18 protein-coding genes are annotated in these 15,380 nt (G+C 41.8%); 3 read left to right on the forward strand and 15 right to left on the reverse strand.

Annotated features, from left to right (window positions below; all coding sequences use genetic code 11):
- Nucleotides 1-36: 36 nt before the first annotated feature.
- The 12 genes from ACFQ0C_RS35505 to ACFQ0C_RS35560 form a co-directional block, all read right to left on the reverse strand.
- Entirely contained in the window at nucleotides 37-702 is a 666-nt protein-coding gene (locus ACFQ0C_RS35505; RefSeq protein WP_379374142.1) for a CpsD/CapB family tyrosine-protein kinase, read from the reverse strand.
- Nucleotides 683-1,444, reverse strand: a complete 762-nt coding sequence (locus tag ACFQ0C_RS35510; RefSeq protein WP_379374144.1) for a YveK family protein — start codon at nucleotides 1,442-1,444, stop codon at nucleotides 683-685. Before ACFQ0C_RS35510 ends, ACFQ0C_RS35505 begins: the two co-directional genes overlap by 20 nt.
- 402 nt (nucleotides 1,445-1,846) lie before the next feature.
- Nucleotides 1,847-3,961, reverse strand: a complete 2,115-nt coding sequence (locus ACFQ0C_RS35515) for a right-handed parallel beta-helix repeat-containing protein (protein WP_379374146.1) — start codon at nucleotides 3,959-3,961, stop codon at nucleotides 1,847-1,849.
- Nucleotides 3,962-4,077: 116 nt separating this feature from the next.
- Nucleotides 4,078-5,025, reverse strand: a complete 948-nt coding sequence (locus ACFQ0C_RS35520) for a hypothetical protein (RefSeq protein WP_379374148.1) — start codon at nucleotides 5,023-5,025, stop codon at nucleotides 4,078-4,080.
- An 18-nt stretch (nucleotides 5,026-5,043) separates the two neighbouring features.
- Nucleotides 5,044-5,817, reverse strand: coding sequence for a S16 family serine protease (locus tag ACFQ0C_RS35525; RefSeq protein WP_379374150.1), 774 nt, complete (start codon nucleotides 5,815-5,817; stop codon nucleotides 5,044-5,046).
- Between the two features lie 135 nt (nucleotides 5,818-5,952).
- The gene (locus ACFQ0C_RS35530) at nucleotides 5,953-6,405 is read right to left on the reverse strand and encodes an Hsp20/alpha crystallin family protein (RefSeq protein ID WP_379374152.1); all 453 of its coding nucleotides are present in this window, start codon (nucleotides 6,403-6,405) and stop codon (nucleotides 5,953-5,955) included.
- 52 nt (nucleotides 6,406-6,457) lie between these two features.
- The gene (locus tag ACFQ0C_RS35535) at nucleotides 6,458-6,670 is read right to left on the reverse strand and encodes a spore germination protein (RefSeq protein WP_258216916.1); all 213 of its coding nucleotides are present in this window, start codon (nucleotides 6,668-6,670) and stop codon (nucleotides 6,458-6,460) included.
- A 31-nt stretch (nucleotides 6,671-6,701) separates the two neighbouring features.
- Complete coding sequence (locus ACFQ0C_RS35540; RefSeq protein WP_379374154.1) at nucleotides 6,702-7,076, reverse strand: spore germination protein GerPE; 375 nt, start codon at nucleotides 7,074-7,076, stop codon at nucleotides 6,702-6,704.
- Nucleotides 7,077-7,119: 43 nt separating this feature from the next.
- The gene (locus tag ACFQ0C_RS35545) at nucleotides 7,120-7,293 is read right to left on the reverse strand and encodes a spore gernimation protein GerPD (RefSeq protein WP_258216914.1); all 174 of its coding nucleotides are present in this window, start codon (nucleotides 7,291-7,293) and stop codon (nucleotides 7,120-7,122) included.
- Nucleotides 7,294-7,872: a spore germination protein GerPC gene (gene gerPC, locus ACFQ0C_RS35550; RefSeq protein WP_379374156.1), complete on the reverse strand. Its 579-nt coding sequence runs from the start codon at nucleotides 7,870-7,872 to the stop codon at nucleotides 7,294-7,296.
- A gap of 68 nt (nucleotides 7,873-7,940) precedes the next feature.
- Nucleotides 7,941-8,144, reverse strand: coding sequence for a spore germination protein GerPB (locus tag ACFQ0C_RS35555; protein WP_258216912.1), 204 nt, complete (start codon nucleotides 8,142-8,144; stop codon nucleotides 7,941-7,943).
- Nucleotides 8,141-8,389, reverse strand: a complete 249-nt coding sequence (locus tag ACFQ0C_RS35560) for a spore germination protein (RefSeq protein ID WP_379374159.1) — start codon at nucleotides 8,387-8,389, stop codon at nucleotides 8,141-8,143. The genes ACFQ0C_RS35555 and ACFQ0C_RS35560 overlap by 4 nt, the downstream gene beginning before the upstream one ends.
- Before the next feature lie 94 nt (nucleotides 8,390-8,483).
- On the opposite strand from ACFQ0C_RS35560, the gene ACFQ0C_RS35565 reads away from it, so the two are divergent.
- Nucleotides 8,484-8,684 carry a hypothetical protein gene (locus ACFQ0C_RS35565; protein ID WP_258216910.1) on the forward strand — a complete coding sequence of 67 codons (201 nt, stop codon included), beginning with the start codon at nucleotides 8,484-8,486 and terminating at the stop codon, nucleotides 8,682-8,684.
- Nucleotides 8,685-8,858: 174 nt separating this feature from the next.
- On the opposite strand, the gene ACFQ0C_RS35570 is transcribed toward ACFQ0C_RS35565, so the two are convergent.
- Nucleotides 8,859-9,341 (reverse strand): DinB family protein, encoded by a 483-nt coding sequence (locus ACFQ0C_RS35570; protein ID WP_379374161.1) that lies wholly within the window; start codon nucleotides 9,339-9,341, stop codon nucleotides 8,859-8,861.
- A 324-nt stretch (nucleotides 9,342-9,665) separates the two neighbouring features.
- Here ACFQ0C_RS35570 and ACFQ0C_RS35575 point away from each other — a divergent pair, with 324 nt between their 5' ends.
- Both ACFQ0C_RS35575 and ACFQ0C_RS35580 read left to right on the forward strand, forming a co-directional pair.
- Nucleotides 9,666-10,865 carry an MFS transporter gene (locus ACFQ0C_RS35575; RefSeq protein ID WP_379374163.1) on the forward strand — a complete coding sequence of 400 codons (1,200 nt, stop codon included), beginning with the start codon at nucleotides 9,666-9,668 and terminating at the stop codon, nucleotides 10,863-10,865.
- A gap of 787 nt (nucleotides 10,866-11,652) precedes the next feature.
- Nucleotides 11,653-13,371: an alpha-keto acid decarboxylase family protein gene (locus tag ACFQ0C_RS35580; protein ID WP_379374165.1), complete on the forward strand. Its 1,719-nt coding sequence runs from the start codon at nucleotides 11,653-11,655 to the stop codon at nucleotides 13,369-13,371.
- Between the two features lie 545 nt (nucleotides 13,372-13,916).
- On the opposite strand, the gene ACFQ0C_RS35585 is transcribed toward ACFQ0C_RS35580, so the two are convergent.
- Together ACFQ0C_RS35585 and ACFQ0C_RS35590 are read right to left on the reverse strand one after the other, a co-directional pair.
- Nucleotides 13,917-14,423, reverse strand: coding sequence for a hypothetical protein (locus tag ACFQ0C_RS35585; RefSeq protein WP_379374167.1), 507 nt, complete (start codon nucleotides 14,421-14,423; stop codon nucleotides 13,917-13,919).
- Nucleotides 14,424-14,820: 397 nt separating this feature from the next.
- The gene (locus ACFQ0C_RS35590; protein WP_379374169.1) at nucleotides 14,821-15,339 is read right to left on the reverse strand and encodes a hypothetical protein; all 519 of its coding nucleotides are present in this window, start codon (nucleotides 15,337-15,339) and stop codon (nucleotides 14,821-14,823) included.
- Nucleotides 15,340-15,380: the final 41 nt, after the last annotated feature.

Raw genomic sequence — 15,380 nt, forward strand, 5'->3', positions numbered from 1 at the left:
CTCTTTCATCAGGTAAGCATTTTATCAACTTTTAGACTAATATAGATAGGCTGCCGCATCTTTGCTGTTTAATTTGTTCAACACAACTCCGAGCAGATTTGCTTTCACATGTATAAGATCATCCCTCAATTTTTTGGCAACATCACGCTTAACCTTCCCGTATTCAACAACCAGCAGCACACCGTCACTAATTGCAGCCATAACTTTAGCATCAGTCAGAGTTAGAGCAGGGGAAGTATCGAATAAAACAATATCGTAGTTCTCCTTTAGTTCAGCGAGAAGCGTGTGCATTCGCGGTGATGCCAGCAATTCGGAAGGATTAGGGGGAATGTGTCCGGATAAGATGAGTGATAAATTCTCAATCGGAGTGTCCCTTATAATTTCATGGATATCGATCTGATTAGCCAGAAAGTTCGTAAGTCCTCTGCTATTATCGCTGTTAAACGCATGATGGAGAGCCGGCTTTCGCAAATCAGCATCTACCAGCATTACCTTTTTCCCAGCCTGCGCATAAGCTACCGCTAAATTAACAGCTGTCGACGTCTTACCTTCCCCCGGATTGGCCGAAGTGATGGTAATCGTTTTTACTACACGGTCAAATGCCGAAAATTCGATATTAATTCGTAACGTTCTATAAGCTTCAAAAATAGGGGATTCAGGATTGATTTGCATAATATCGCTTTTAGTTGTTGGTCGTAACATAAGGTGTATCACCTACCTGTTTTGGAGTTCTTTTTCTTTTGGCTGACTTAAACTCTTTTGGCTTGACTTTGGATACTACCGCTAGCGTAGACAATTCGAAAATTTGACGGATATCCTCTTTATTTTTAAGCGTATCATCCATGGCATCCAACAACAGCGCAACACCAATCCCTATTACTAAAGCCACCACGAAGCTGATCATAATGTATTGATTGGATTGCTTGTTCACAGGCCTGGGGTTATTTTGCATTTTGGCCTCATTTAGGATAGCTATGTTGTTTACTTTCATAATCTTGGGAATCTCTGTCTTAAAAACTTCAGAAACGGCATTGACAACCTTTGCCGCTTTTTCATAAGAGGAATATCGTGCAACAATAGTCATCAGCTGCGTACCATTTATTGCGTTAACATCCACAATGGAAATGAGCTGCTCCGCTGACATATTCAACTCCGGATACCGCTGCACCACTTTATCCATAATTGCAGGTGTTTTAATAATCTCCTTGTAAGTATCAATCAAGGCAATGTTAATCCCGATTGCTCCAAAATCAATTTGCTCCTTACCTACTTGATCCATCTCCAAAGTCTGATTCACAATCAATTTCGTTGACGCTTGATAAATCGGTTGATAGCTATTAGTGCTGTATATGGCTACTGTGATAGTTGTGATAAGTACGAACAATATAATAAGCCACAGTCGTTTCATAATAACCTTCAAGTATTCTCTAAGATCAATATCCATTATTTTCCTCCATCAAAAAGTTTTATTGGTTTAAAAGGGTTGTGCGCCACTGGCCGGAATTAGTAATCCGGGTCTTGGATACGTTCTGTAACATGGACACACCCTAAATTTATGATACTTTTTGTATCGTGTCAATATTTTTATTTTAAATTGTCGATATAACCATTACTCCGTCAAATATGTGATGAATTTAACATTTATTATTCAAAATATTGTTGACATGTTCTTTATAGTGAACGATAATGTATTTATAGTTAACTATATGCGTTATTAAAGTCCTTTTAAACATCCAGATAGGCTCCTGAGTTACTTGAACTAAATAAAAAAAGACTTACCCGCAGCAGCAGATAAATCTTCTCTTTATTTAAATTTGTTGTTTCGATACACTTTGGATCATGATCACTATTTTTCAACATTGTTATTGCTAATATCTGACTCCCGTATTTTGAGCTTGGCATTGACTAAAACATTATCTTCGATGGTATACGCTGGAGCTCCGATCCCTGAATAAATAGTTGAGATACCTTCTGATGGGACATTGGTTGTAATGGTATTGCTTTTAATAATGGCTTCTTGTACGGCTGATTTGTCTGCCCTTGTCCAATAGTCCCCTATCATTATTAAATAATCAGAAGCATTCTCCAGCTTATTAGACGTTACTGTATTATTTTCAAACTGGATCCTCTTGGCGTTTACAGCTTTTAATGCAAACCGTTTCTCCACCATATCGAAGGTAGAATTACTCACGAGCACATCTGCATTTTCATTAGAGACGAGCAGCCCTTCTTTTACTTTGAAGGTACAATCGTTAAATATATATGAGCCTGCATCATCTAAAGTTGCAACGCCAGTTCCACCTGACGAAGCTTCGATTTCACAATGATTATAGGTTCCTGGAGGCAAGTTCAAGCTGTCTGTTCCATACACCTTCAAATTATCGATGATGCTGCCTTCCGGCACATTCCCTGAGATACCGCCTCCATACATGGTGATATTGCTTAAATGTACAGGGTTGACCCATAAGGACATATCCGACTCGCTGTTATTGTTATACATAGTAATATTTGACGCCGTTATCCCGAATGGTACTGTGCTGCTTATAATAAACCTGGAATCGGTAAAGGTCATTCCATCAAAGCTTAAATTCGGTCCCTCCAAATGGGTAAAGGAATTGTTCATTTGATTGCCTTCAAACTTTACGTCATGATAGGCATAAATGCTCGATCCATCAAAATGATTATCCTTAATCAACGCTCCCTTAAACGGAGGTGATACTGCCAAACCAATCCTATTTTTAGAGCCTAAATAGTTCCCTTCCACGGTTGCATCCTGTCCATCATATAAAATAACATCGTAGACGGCATTATTATAAAAATGATTGTTTTTAATAAAAATATGGCTGTTTAAAAAACCATTTTCACCATATCCCGCTTCAACATCTATTCCCGCTTGAGGCGCCGTGCCTTTGATGTCATGCAGCTCATTATTGGAAATGGTAATATTATCTCCACCAGAGATCGTAATTCCTTGTCTGCGATTGAAAGCAAATTCGGAGTTCATTACAACAGCATTTCTCGTAACAGCCCTCTGCCAAAATTCGATGTACGCTCCAGGACTTGCTGATTGGTTAAAGACGGTATAAAAATAGTTGGCGCCATCAGGAATCTGCATGATTTGACGAACCTTTTGATCTTTTAAACGGGTTATAAAGGTACCACCTTCTTTGTAGAAGTAAATATCAAACGTATTGGAAAGCTTTTGATTATTTGAGAATTCAAATTCACGCTCTGTTTTAAATATCGGATGTTTAAAATCCAGCGCGCTTTTCAATCGAATCTTGGTAGAATCCGCTATAAACTCTCCCTTGTCATCTATCGAGCCTGACATAAAGCTATTTTCATACAGATCCTGAACCATCGTTCCATGCCCCCCAACGTATAAGCCATCGCCTATAAATTGTTCAGCCTTCACTCCATCAATAGTAAGATTTTTCGCTCCTTCCGTCGAGATCCCCACTCCCCCTTCATGAGTTCCCCCACTGGAGTAGTCATGAGAATCCTTGTCTCCCCTGTATATGCCTCCTTTTAAAGTCACATTGTCGGCTCCATAGCCAACATGTAACGTATGATAGCCCGTGAATCCGTTAGATTCTTTTTGGATAATAGCATTGTTGTCCAATTCAAACGTCATATTAGGAACCATATTAATACGAGCGCTTGAATCCACATACAGTTTAGGATCTTGCTTCTTGATAAGATACGTGCCTGCCGGTACCTTGAACGTTGTTTTCCCATTTTCATGGGCCCACTTCAAAGCATCATTCAAGCCTTGTGTCGTTTCCACAGGATGGGTGCCATCGTTGTAAATGCCCCAATCCGCCGGTATCAAATTGTAGACGGAGCTAGTCTGGTCGTTACTAACATTTTCAAGCACAGACAGAGAATGTACTCTTTCAAAAGGCATAAACAACGGAGCCGCCAGCATGTATACTAATAGAAGCAAAAATATTCGTTTCATCACCATTCACCTTTCCTAATCGATTATTTTCTACCATCGTCTCTCTCATTGTATAACACAGTCTCAAAAAATTTTGTCACAATGTAGAACAGACTTTAGTAGAATTATCTCTAGCATTAGAAGCGAATGATACGATCAAACTTCCAGCTTGCTCCATACTTTTTCAATATATAACGTATTTTATCTTTATAGCCCCCCGCAAATTCCCTTGAGATGCACACTTCGAAGGTCTCATCGTCAATAACATCATAATCATCAATTGTATAAAGAGTAAGCTCTGCTTTTCCTTTATTTTTCATTTCAATAATTTTAAACATCTCATCAGTTGTAAGCTCATTATCTATGCCATAGTGACTCGAAACATACATATCCTTTATGAATTGCTCTGTCAGCAAACTCTTAATTGTTGAAATACTGTTAAAGGCCCGCATATAGCTCTGGATGGTTTTAACAAGTCTGGGTTCGACTTTCATGTTCATTTTATCTTCATTAGAAGAACTTACCAGCAGCATTCCCCGATTAATATTAACGGCCATTAGAATAAGTACAAGTGCAAAAGCTATTTCAAATAAAGTGCCTACAATCAGCAACGGTTCATTGGAGCCTGCATCCTGTCTTTGAATCCATTTGTTAACATTATTAAGGCCAAAAAAGGTAAGATACAGGAATGGAATCAAGTATTTAATGTTTCTGCTTATCCGTTCGTCATAACGTTTAATTAGCTTACTGATATTGCCAAATGTACTCCCAAGTCCCCATATATTAATCAAGGGCATCATCCGTATGACAGCCCCCCATGGAGTGATTGGATAGAAACGGAAGCAGCGCCTTAAATCCCTATGTAATTGGAAAAGCCAAATTAAGAAAATGACAATTTCCATATAATAAAGCAGCCTGTTCGTAATAGAAAAATATTGATCCAGCGAAGCCAGGTGCTTCTCATACCAATGAAAGTTCACCATATAGAAGGAAGTAAAAAGACCCGAAATAACGGATAAACCGAAGCTCACCCACAAAAACATAGAAAAAATGATTGCGATCGAATTGGATTTTGTTGTAGGCAAACCGAAATACCTCCTGCTTTATCGTAAAGATCTTAGAAATTGAACAGCTTCATCCAATGTAGCTACAGGCACGATTTGAATCTTCATGTTTCTTTCCTTTACCACCTGCAAAGCTTCCTCCATATTGCTTAATCCGTTTTCACCTGATTTCCAATCACTGCTTGGCACAAAGAAATATTGCATCTTTTTACGTTCCGCGGAGATCACTTTATAACGGATCCCCCCGACAGGTCCCACTTGCATATTTTTATTTATCGTACCTGTACCCGCAAGCTTGAACCGTCCATTTCGGGAAAAATCCTCTTTATTCCATTCCTCCGTTAATCCAATAGCTACCATCAAGCCGAAGGAATCACCATAATACTTCTGAGATTTTTTAATGATTTCTTTCATTTTATCCATTGTCGCAATCTCTTGACCGTTTACACCTGCTGCATTTTTGGATGCAACATTAACCGCACTCCGTATCGTATTATCCCTAAGGTCTGCTTCATAATCCAGCTCTTCCTCCTGCTCCTCGATCTCCGATCCATCAACAGGATGAAATTCAATATTGTTACTGTATGTCCACATAAGCGAATATTTTTCATATAAATTTTTGGTGTATCCGCTCCTGACAAATGCAAAGTACACATTCCCTTTTATGCCAAGCTTATTCACGTGTACCAGATCACCGGATGTAATAAAGTTATTGTATACGGGAAGCGTTAAAATGAAGGAGGACAAGAACGGGATTAGTAATAGAAAAATACCAAACACCCATTCTTTTTTTACTGTTACGACAGCTTTCATAGGTATATATCTCCAATTAAGATTTGTTTAAACTTCACACTGTTAATATATTCTAGGTATGTCTTAAATCACCTGCCAGCTTTGTCTATGCAAAAAAACCGCGTACCACGCGGCGCTAAAATGTATTGGAATCCCTTAGGAGTATTTCACATCAACTTCATAAAACTGCTCATCCTTACTTTGCTTTCGAATATGTAATTGCAATATCCCATTCTTATAAATCGCTTTGCAGCTGGTAGGAATAACGGGGTGAGGGAGCCGGATCAATTGAAGCTTATCATGGTCATTCGCCTCCAGCTTTACTTGATTGACAGCTACATAGGTTTTGATGTTTCTAGCGTCTGTCAGGCTCGGAATATTAATCTTTATCAGGAGAGCATGTTCGGTCTCTGTAATTTCCGTATTATACTGTAACGTCCCCGCGGATTGGCTTAAGGGTGGAATGGATTGTTTCAATATATCATGCACGTATTGTTCAACCCATGTTGAACCATCGTTCTTTTCTTTGGATGGTTGGGGTAATCCCCCAAAGGAATCTTCAAATTTTTTCCAATCAAAAATAGAAAAAGGATTGTTGTTTTTATCCATACCGAATGATCTCCCTTTAACCATTAATGTAACCTTTAGGCTCATACCTTGTTTAAACGCTAGCCGTTGGCTGATCTACTAATGAACGCTCAAAAACATTGTTTACGCTAACTCCGTTTAACGTATTTACCAAATTCCCTGTATTCCCTCCGCCTTGCCCAGAAACTGTTTTGTTGCTGCTCGTTGGTGAAATGCTTAACGTATCCCCGAAATTCACCGTACCGCTATTGCTGTTTATATTTACAGACTGAACGATTGAAGGCAAATCAGCCCCCTCCCAACTGAAAACTCATATTCTAAGGCCTTTCTCTCAGTAAATGCCGGATATGCTTAATCCGTGACTCGGCATTCAATGTTTGGCTAGAACCGATATGGACAACGGATGAGGAGGACACCAGAAAAACAGATATTTTATGCACCACAATATTGGGTGATTCATTAATTCTTGTCATGGTCAAGTTTTCATTTATTTCAGGTGGCTCAAGGGGTATGGAGAAAATGGCATAATCACTAAAATCAAATTCGCTTTCAAGAAAAATAGCTTTCTCACGCTGTACAGCAATGACATAATTAAACGGGGCTATCGTCTCCGAGTCGCCAACTTCAAATACAGTAGCTTCACCTAAAGTGTTTACACTAATAATACCCACAGTCGATATCCGCTTGTTCAAAGCCTATGCCTCCTTCACCTATAGACTTCGATCGATGAATTCTTCACACTACAAAAGGAACCGTAACACCAATAATGACCTTCTCAGGAGGTGTATCGAAGGCGCTTATCAAGGAGATCGAACAAATGTCACCTACCATAAATGTCGATGAAATGCTTATATATGAAATTTCTATATAATCCACTACGACCCCTCCGTTAATTACGGTGAACTCCATTTAATTTTCATTCCCCTTTCGCGGCAAATTTCTTATAAAAGCTTCGAATGTTTTTTCAATGTCCCGTTTGACCTCTTCAATGATCGACTCCTGTGTATTGTCCGTTGGTTCCGGATGCTTCTGCAAATAATAGCGGATCCGTTGATCGATTTGTTTTTTCACGTCTTCCACAATAAATTTGCGATAAGGCTCATCCAAAGGATACTCATATTGATGTTCAAAAGCTTCAAGGGCACTATATGCACCGCTGCTCAAATAATCTTGGACCTGCTCCTGAATGCCATGGAACATTTGAGGGTTGTGCTGCTCTGTAACCTTGGGAGTATTCAGTGACTGACCTATAGAAAATTCCTCAATAGACGAATCCGACGCGTTTGGAGTTGGATTAAGACCTATGTTCAAAGTTCCCTCCAGCTTTTCTACCTTCAACAGATCAAACCGATATTCATTTCGGATTACAGGCGGCTGTGTACTGCTTTTCTTTAACTCGCCTATTGTTGCATCCATTTCTTGAATTTTATTATTCATTTGTTGTATTTGTTGGTTAAGATACTGCAGGCAATCATTCACTTGCTTCATATATCGCAACATATCCGGGCCCATATAGTGCATACCATTCAACCTTTCCCCGCAAAATCAACCATTTATTAAAATCTCGGCTCCGACAATGGGATAAAAGGAATGTTGGTTGCTCCCGCAGCCGGTGCGGCTTCTTTAAAGCCTCCCGTATTAAACAGCTGTGAAATAGGTCTAATAATACCCGCGCTGCCAATTTGAAGTACTGAAGAGTTCGAAATCCCTTCCACTTTAATGGTATGAATGTTAATGTTTTGGTGGATGAAAAAGTTCATTCTTTTTTATCCCCCTCTCGGATTCCTTGATCTTGCGGTACAACAAAATCTTGTTCAAAGGCTTCGGAATCGTACACATTGATAATACTAGGAGAATTGTTAACATTCAGCGTTTCACCAGAATTGAATGATCCTCCTCCTGCATATGTTTTAGTGTAGGTGGTTGGGGAAATAATGCCAACATCACCCACATTAAAAACACCGCTGACACTGACCACATTGATGGCACCTACAATTGCTGGCATACACGACATCCTTTATTAATAAAATGTCCTTATTGTATTTTATGACTGAAGTTTCTGTGTATTCATCGATTTATGAAAGGGAGTGCTGTTTAGAATGAAAATGACGGTAAACAACAAGTGTATTCATGTCGAAATTATCGATATTGGCGGGGTGGGTAGTTCGTCGGTAGTTTTAATCGGAGATGCCGAAGTCATCAGCAGCTTATCCTATTTTGATACACCTCCCGATTCTTTAGTTTATAATCCCAGTATTCCTTTGAGCCCGGTGAATCCCTTGGTAAGAGACAAAAGCTGATCTGCCATACATATAACCCATGAGCATTGTGTATCGCGGCAAAAGTAGTGTTTGTTACTTATTCCGAACTGCCAAGGATTGATTAGCCAGCAAACAAAAGCAGCGGCATCTCGGGACATCAACCTAAGTCCCGGGCTGCCGCTGCTTCACGTCTTTTACACTAAGCTGTGTTTCCTAAACTTTCTGAAGGTCATGAATAATCAATTTAGCCAAGCCTGAGATCATTCCCAAGTGAACTCCCTCATGAACAATAGCGAAATTGAACACTTCACCCGCAGTCTTGAACTCCAAGGGCCCCATTAGAAATGGACTGCGAAGCTCTTGACTTAGCACATGTGCCGGAACTTTTTCGATTGCATTAAATTGACGATTCAGCTGCTCCAGCAGTTCATCTTTTGAAGGTGGCGCAGTTACCCAGTCTGCTGGTTTCGTTCCAGTCATAAATATTGAGGAATAAATATCAGGTAATTCAAATTGATAGCCTTCGATATCGGTAAGGAACCAATTCATCATCGTAATCATATGCCCTATATTCCATCTTATGTTATTAGGAAATGCATCAGGTTGAATATCGTACCAATCCTCAGGGATTTGCTGTACGGATCCCAATACCAATTGACGAGCGCTTAATGCAGTTTGAATGATTGCTTGTGACATTGAACATTCCTCCTAATAGGATTGATCTGGTGCTTACAGGCCTATCCTAGCTCGAAAAGCACTGCCATAACCATACATTTCACTGCCATTTACTGCTGATTTGCCTATTATCCGAAAAAAAAATGATCGATTTCCTACGAATGTAAGAAGAATCGATCACTTGAATGCTGCTTTATTCGCTCACCTTTTACATATTCTTTAAAAGAAATAACTTGATTATACGCTCAAAAAATTTAATAATATGAAACAGGTCTTATTGACCTTTATCGTAAGATTAAGAATACAGCATTATTATACACCCGAGAAAGGTTGATTATTGACATCATGGAGTTATCACAACGTATTATTAAGGAACAAACAACCAAAGAACCATTTCCCCTCTCTATACTTTCTCTTACAGTTGGCGCCTTTGCAATCGGCATGACTGAATTTGTCATTATGGGTCTTCTGCCTAATGTCGCAGAGGATCTGCATGTCAGTATCTCATCCGCAGGACAACTCATTACGATGTATGCACTTGGAGTTGCAATCGGTGCTCCCATACTAACGGTCCTAACCCACCGAATTCCGCAAAAGAAGCTGTTATGTCTGCTTATGGTTTTATTTATTCTCGGTAACGGAATCTCTGTTGTTGCCCCAAGCTATGCTATTATGATGGGAGCACGCGTGATAACCGCTTTGACTCATGGGACATTCTTTGGAGTTGGGGCTGTTATCGCCTCGAATCTTGTACGCCCGGATAAGCGTGCCGGAGCCGTCTCTATTATGATGGCCGGTCTAACCATTGCAAATATAATCGGTGTTCCTCTCGGGACATTTATTGGTCAACATATGGGGTGGCGTTCCTCGTTTGGTGCAATTGCGATTATGGGAGTGATTGCATTGATCGGAATCCTTATCTTTATCCCGCAAATTCGCCAAGACAAGCCCGCGAGTATCGCTCGTCAGATTAGTGCACTAGTCAAGCCCAAGCTTCTACTATACCTTCTGATCGGAGCACTGGGCAACGCCGGCCTATTCGCCGTATTCACTTATATTACGCCGCTGCTTACGCAAATTACTGGTTTCGCCGAGCATAGCGTAACGTGGATTCTAATCTTATTCGGCTGTGGAGTGACCTTCGGCAACATCATCGGCGGGAAGCTTGCGGATTGGAAGCTGATGCCCTCCGTACTAGGACTTTACTTTATGATATGTGTCATCCTTACCCTTTTCACTTTTACCATTTATAGTCCAACAGCTGCTGTAATAACTATTTTTCTGTGGGGAGCTGCTTCCTTTGCTGTGTTTCCAGGACTTCAAGTAAGAGTAATGAGCCTGGCACAGGCAGCGCCAGCACTTGCCTCTACCTCTAGTCATTCAGCCGGTAATCTAGGAAATGCAGCCGGTGCTTTCATTGGGGGATGGGTTATCACTCATCTGTCTATAGCCTCCCTCCCTTGGGTCGGTGCAGTGCTAGTAGGTTTGGCTCTGATTTTGGGAATCGCTTGTTATATCACAGAACGCAAATCTGCTGCAGCATAATGCTTTTCAGTGTATAAAGCCCCGGCTTCGTGAAGAAGTCGGGGCTTTTTGTGTGCGTTTTTTGCTGGCGAACGGTGCCATGGAATAGCAGATATCATTTGCGATGAGGTTGATCTGGGTATAGGTGCAAGTGTAGTTCTTACCCGTAATCCGTAACAGCAAAAAAACATTTGGCCAATATTTTGTTCAATTGCTGAAGGTACAAAGAAAAGTATCCGGATAACAAGGTAAAGAAAGGGATACGAAAGATGGAACTTCAATCCGAATGTAAAGTTTAATGACAGCGCACACGACTTTAATCGAATTTATTCGATTCGAAGCCATTGCCTTCTCCCGAAAACCTGCATCTATACAGCCTTTGGGCCGGTATATCCGAAGCCTTATTGAATTCATGCAAATGTACATTTATTTTTTCATTCTTAGCTGAACCGGAGCGTTTTCCATGAAAATGGATGTACTTTTGCAGGTTTGTTCTCACTAGAGCAATTTCGGTAGAGAATAACTGCATGTTTGCAGGATTTTGTGAGGATTGGTGATGGTCGGAGGAGGGTCAAGCACTGATTTTGAGGTTGAGCCTAAATTACATTAGAATTTTATATTAAGTTACATAAGCCTCGATTCGGCAGCCACATTTCATTAATTCGTGTTGAAGTCATTGAGGGACAATTAAACAAAGAAGAGGACCGATGAACTCTAGCATATAGAACATCCCTTAGTGAATAACCAATCCAACGAAAAGGGAATCTTATACAAGAACAGACTTAAATGGGTAGGGAGTGAGCAAGAGATGGTAACCATGACAGCAGTGGGCAGCTCTAACACGCAAACTGGAACAGATCAAAAAACACTTGGCCAGTATTTGTTCGATTGCCTGAAGCTGGAGGGCATTACCGAAATTTTTGGCGTTGCCGGAGACTATAATTTTACACTTTTGGATACTCTGGAGCGGTATAACGGCATCCGGTTTATTAGTGGACGGAACGAATTGAACTCAGGTTATGCGGCGGATGGCTACGCAAGAATCAAAGGTCTGTCCGCTCTTATTACGACTTTCGGGGTCGGGGAGCTCAGTGCCTGCAATGCGATTGCAGGAGCTAACAGCGAGAATGTGCCGCTGATTCACATTGTGGGTGCGCCTCCCGAGAAGGCTCAAAAGGAACACAAGTTGATGCACCACACTCTAATGAATGGAAATTTCGATGTTTTCCACAAAGTGTATGAGCTGATTACGGCTTATACTGGGGTGCTGACACCGGAAAACGCCGAAATTGAAATTCCTGCCGCTATTCGCATTGCGAAGGAAAAGAAAAAGCCGGTATACCTGGTTGTGGCTGATGATTTAGTGACCAAGCCGATCATTGTCCGGAGAGAACCGGTACCACCGCGTCCAACGTCCAATCTGAAAACCCTTCAGGCAGCAACGGAACATGCCCGTCAGCTGCTGGAGCGTGCCCACCGGCCAGTCATTCTAGTTGATGTCAAAACAATGCGTTTCGGCCTAGAAACAGCGGTGCGGCATTTGGCCGACGCCATGAACGTACCTGTTGCGACAATGATGTTCGGAAAGGGGGCATTCGACGAAACCCATCCGAATTATATTGGGATGTACGGAGGCTCTTTCGGAAGCTCTGAAGTCCAAACCACGGTAGAACATGCAGACTGTGTCATTGCGGTAGGCATGGTATGGGCGGACAATAACACCGCGAACTTCACCGCCAAGCTGAACCCACTGGTGACCGTCGATATTCAACCGGACATGGTCAAGATTGGAGAAGCGGAATATCCGAATGTGATGGCAGCCGATATGCTGCTTTCGGTTCAGAAGGTTGGTTACAAAGGCCGAGGCTTGGCGGAAAAAGCGACATTCCCGTACGATCAAATCACCGGCGGTACCGATGAGCCGCTAACTGCGGCCATTTATTATCCTCGCTTTCAAAAGATGCTGAAAGAGGGGGATATTGTGATCGCCGAGACCGGTACATTTTACAACGGTATGTCGCAGGTGAGATTGCCGCGCAATGTAACGTATATTGCTCAGGGAGGCTGGGAGTCCATCGGTTATGCCACACCCTCGGCATACGGTGCCAGTATCGCTGCGCTCGACCGACGGGTGTTGTTATTTACAGGTGACGGCTCCTTGCAGTTGACAGCCCAAGAGATCAGCTCCATGCTTTATTATGAATGCAAACCCATTATTTTCATCTTGAACAACGATGGTTATACGATCGAGAAATATTTAAATGTCAAAACAGAGGAGCAGCAATATAACAAAATTCCGCGCTGGTCATACACTAAGCTTGCCGAAGCTTTTGGTGGCGATGCGTTTGCCGTGACTGTCCGGACCTATGGAGAGCTTGACCAAGCTATAACTCAAGCTGATAAGGAACGTGCCGGAAGACTCTGTATCATTGAAATGATCGCCGCGGATCCTATGGACGCACCTGAAAATATGCGCCGGATGCGCAACTATTTGGAGATGCAGGAGAAGCAGCGAAGCCAGAGTTAGAATCGACGGGTCCCAAATTAGCTGTTCTTACTTCCTAAACATGATAAGCATTCTCAAAATAAGCCCGATAAGCTCCCGTACCAAGCTTATCGGGCCTCATCTATTCCAATCCACTCCAGAATCTTTAATCGCTATTACCACTATAATTATCTATACCTTCGCGTTATCTTAGCCTTCAATAAACAGAGTTAGCCGCTTACTCATTTCTCATCATTTTCATCCACCTAGAAACTCCAAATACAATTTTCCTGTTGTTTGAGCATATTTATACTCCGAAGTAATTCTCATCAACTCGGCAAAGAGCAGGCTTTCTTAGAGCACCCGCACGAGCCCATAAGACGATCGATTAAAAGGAATCAAAATCTGATTGGGGTCATTCAATGTAAGGCAGTTTGTGGCCAGCAATGGTACACCAGAATGCTGCAGAGTCGACTCCAGCTTCTTCGAAGATGGACGCTATCGTTGAAGTCATGAAACCCGATCTACAGCCAAAGTGCTTTTCCCGGCTCATACGGCGCTTCCTTCTTTCACCTAAGCTCTTGTGATCATCGATATCGATTGCACAATTCGGCATACTCGCGAAACGGCGTCGAATAGACATGAAATTTTCCATATCCCGTTTCGAACGAATGATGCTTGGTCGCCAGCTTTTGATACAGACGGTTCGTATACACGTTATCGGCCGAAGTCGGAATTCTTACTTCTTGCACCTCTGGGTTCGCTTCTAGAATTTGTTCGGCCAACACTTGCAAGCCCCTTATGAATGTCCGGTTATTCTGAATCTCTTCCGAAAAACAGCTGTTGCCCAACACTGCGATTTCTTTATGCTCGTAACCAGCCTCCGCCAATCCAAGCACAAAGCTTCCAATTCCGACGACCTTGTCCCGTTCATTAACGATAATAGCGGCTCTTCCTTGCTGCATGTAATTTTTAACGTCTTTAAGCACAAGGCTCACAGGATAATTTGTGACGATCGAAGCTCGATGCTCAATATAAAAATCTGTAAATCTGCTCCATTGCCGTGTATTCGTGCATATTTCGAATCGGATCATGCTCTCGCCTCGCATCCAAATATATTGAATATTCAAAATATTTTTAATTTTCAAATAATATATTGGCAATTTAAACTTTATATTGTATAGTTACTAATAAAATAATAGAGGAGGTGAATACATATGGGCGCACCTGCATGCAATCCACCCTTGGCAGTAATAGATACCGACCGTTCAGGCGGGAATATGAAAAATTAATCATGAACCGACATAGCTAGAAAGCGAGGTGAACAGACATGGGAGATGCAGGATGCCAAAACGGAAATATTACTTTAACTCGCCCAACCCCACCTCCGAGGCAGTAGATGGGACCGAAACCGGCTGCTAAAGCCGGTTTTTTTATAATAAGGGCTTCGAATAGAAGCTTTTCTTATAAATATGCCCTCGTCGTGGCCATTTATTTCATTGCTATTAGCTTATGCCGTTCAACATATTGGCTTAGCCGGTCGGGCGTCGTGACGTAAAAGCTCAGCATGCCGCACGGATGCATCTCCGTCTTGCTCTCCGTTGCCATTTTGCAAAATAATCTTCTATGAGCGTTGGTCGGCGTGCAATAAAATCCGATCTCAACGATCGGTTCGTGCAGTTCTTTTTCACGCTCCACCAAAGCATCCATAGCTCCAAGGAGTGTTACACCTCTGCGAAAAATGGCCTCAAGATAGAGTAGTTGAACTTCGATTCGGGTCCGATCCGCTGAACCATCTTCCTTGGTCCAAAAAGTGTACACAAGAACGCCACGAACCTTACCGACACCGTCCAAGGCAATCATGAAACCCTGATCGTAAATAGCGGTATCTAGCGACGCCATGACTGTACTCCACTTATAGGGGACGCCAAGATCCTCGGCATATCTGCACAAAAATCGGACCCCGTCCTCTTTCGACTGCTCCGATTCAGCGATTATCCATTGCAGCATTAATCCTCTCTCCTTCATATTCTCGTCAACCGATCCTTTGA

The organism is Paenibacillus sp. GCM10027630, assembly GCF_042676305.1.
In the GTDB taxonomy this organism is placed as follows: domain Bacteria; phylum Bacillota; class Bacilli; order Paenibacillales; family NBRC-103111; genus Paenibacillus_S.

Coding starts and splice junctions, on each gene's coding strand:
- ACFQ0C_RS35505 (WP_379374142.1), bottom strand. CDS start 702: ATGTTACGACCAACAACTAAAAGCGATATTATGCAAATCAATCCTGAA.
- ACFQ0C_RS35510 (WP_379374144.1), bottom strand. CDS start 1,444: ATGGATATTGATCTTAGAGAATACTTGAAGGTTATTATGAAACGACTG.
- ACFQ0C_RS35515 (WP_379374146.1), bottom strand. CDS start 3,961: ATGAAACGAATATTTTTGCTTCTATTAGTATACATGCTGGCGGCTCCG.
- ACFQ0C_RS35525 (WP_379374150.1), bottom strand. CDS start 5,817: ATGAAAGCTGTCGTAACAGTAAAAAAAGAATGGGTGTTTGGTATTTTT.
- ACFQ0C_RS35530 (WP_379374152.1), bottom strand. CDS start 6,405: ATGGATAAAAACAACAATCCTTTTTCTATTTTTGATTGGAAAAAATTT.
- ACFQ0C_RS35545 (WP_258216914.1), bottom strand. CDS start 7,293: ATGGAGTTCACCGTAATTAACGGAGGGGTCGTAGTGGATTATATAGAA.
- gerPC (WP_379374156.1), bottom strand. CDS start 7,872: ATGAAGCAAGTGAATGATTGCCTGCAGTATCTTAACCAACAAATACAA.
- ACFQ0C_RS35555 (WP_258216912.1), bottom strand. CDS start 8,144: ATGAACTTTTTCATCCACCAAAACATTAACATTCATACCATTAAAGTG.
- ACFQ0C_RS35560 (WP_379374159.1), bottom strand. CDS start 8,389: ATGCCAGCAATTGTAGGTGCCATCAATGTGGTCAGTGTCAGCGGTGTT.
- ACFQ0C_RS35565 (WP_258216910.1), top strand. CDS start 8,484: ATGAAAATGACGGTAAACAACAAGTGTATTCATGTCGAAATTATCGAT.
- ACFQ0C_RS35570 (WP_379374161.1), bottom strand. CDS start 9,341: ATGTCACAAGCAATCATTCAAACTGCATTAAGCGCTCGTCAATTGGTA.
- ACFQ0C_RS35575 (WP_379374163.1), top strand. CDS start 9,666: ATGGAGTTATCACAACGTATTATTAAGGAACAAACAACCAAAGAACCA.
- ACFQ0C_RS35580 (WP_379374165.1), top strand. CDS start 11,653: ATGGTAACCATGACAGCAGTGGGCAGCTCTAACACGCAAACTGGAACA.
- ACFQ0C_RS35585 (WP_379374167.1), bottom strand. CDS start 14,423: ATGATCCGATTCGAAATATGCACGAATACACGGCAATGGAGCAGATTT.
- ACFQ0C_RS35590 (WP_379374169.1), bottom strand. CDS start 15,339: ATGCTGCAATGGATAATCGCTGAATCGGAGCAGTCGAAAGAGGACGGG.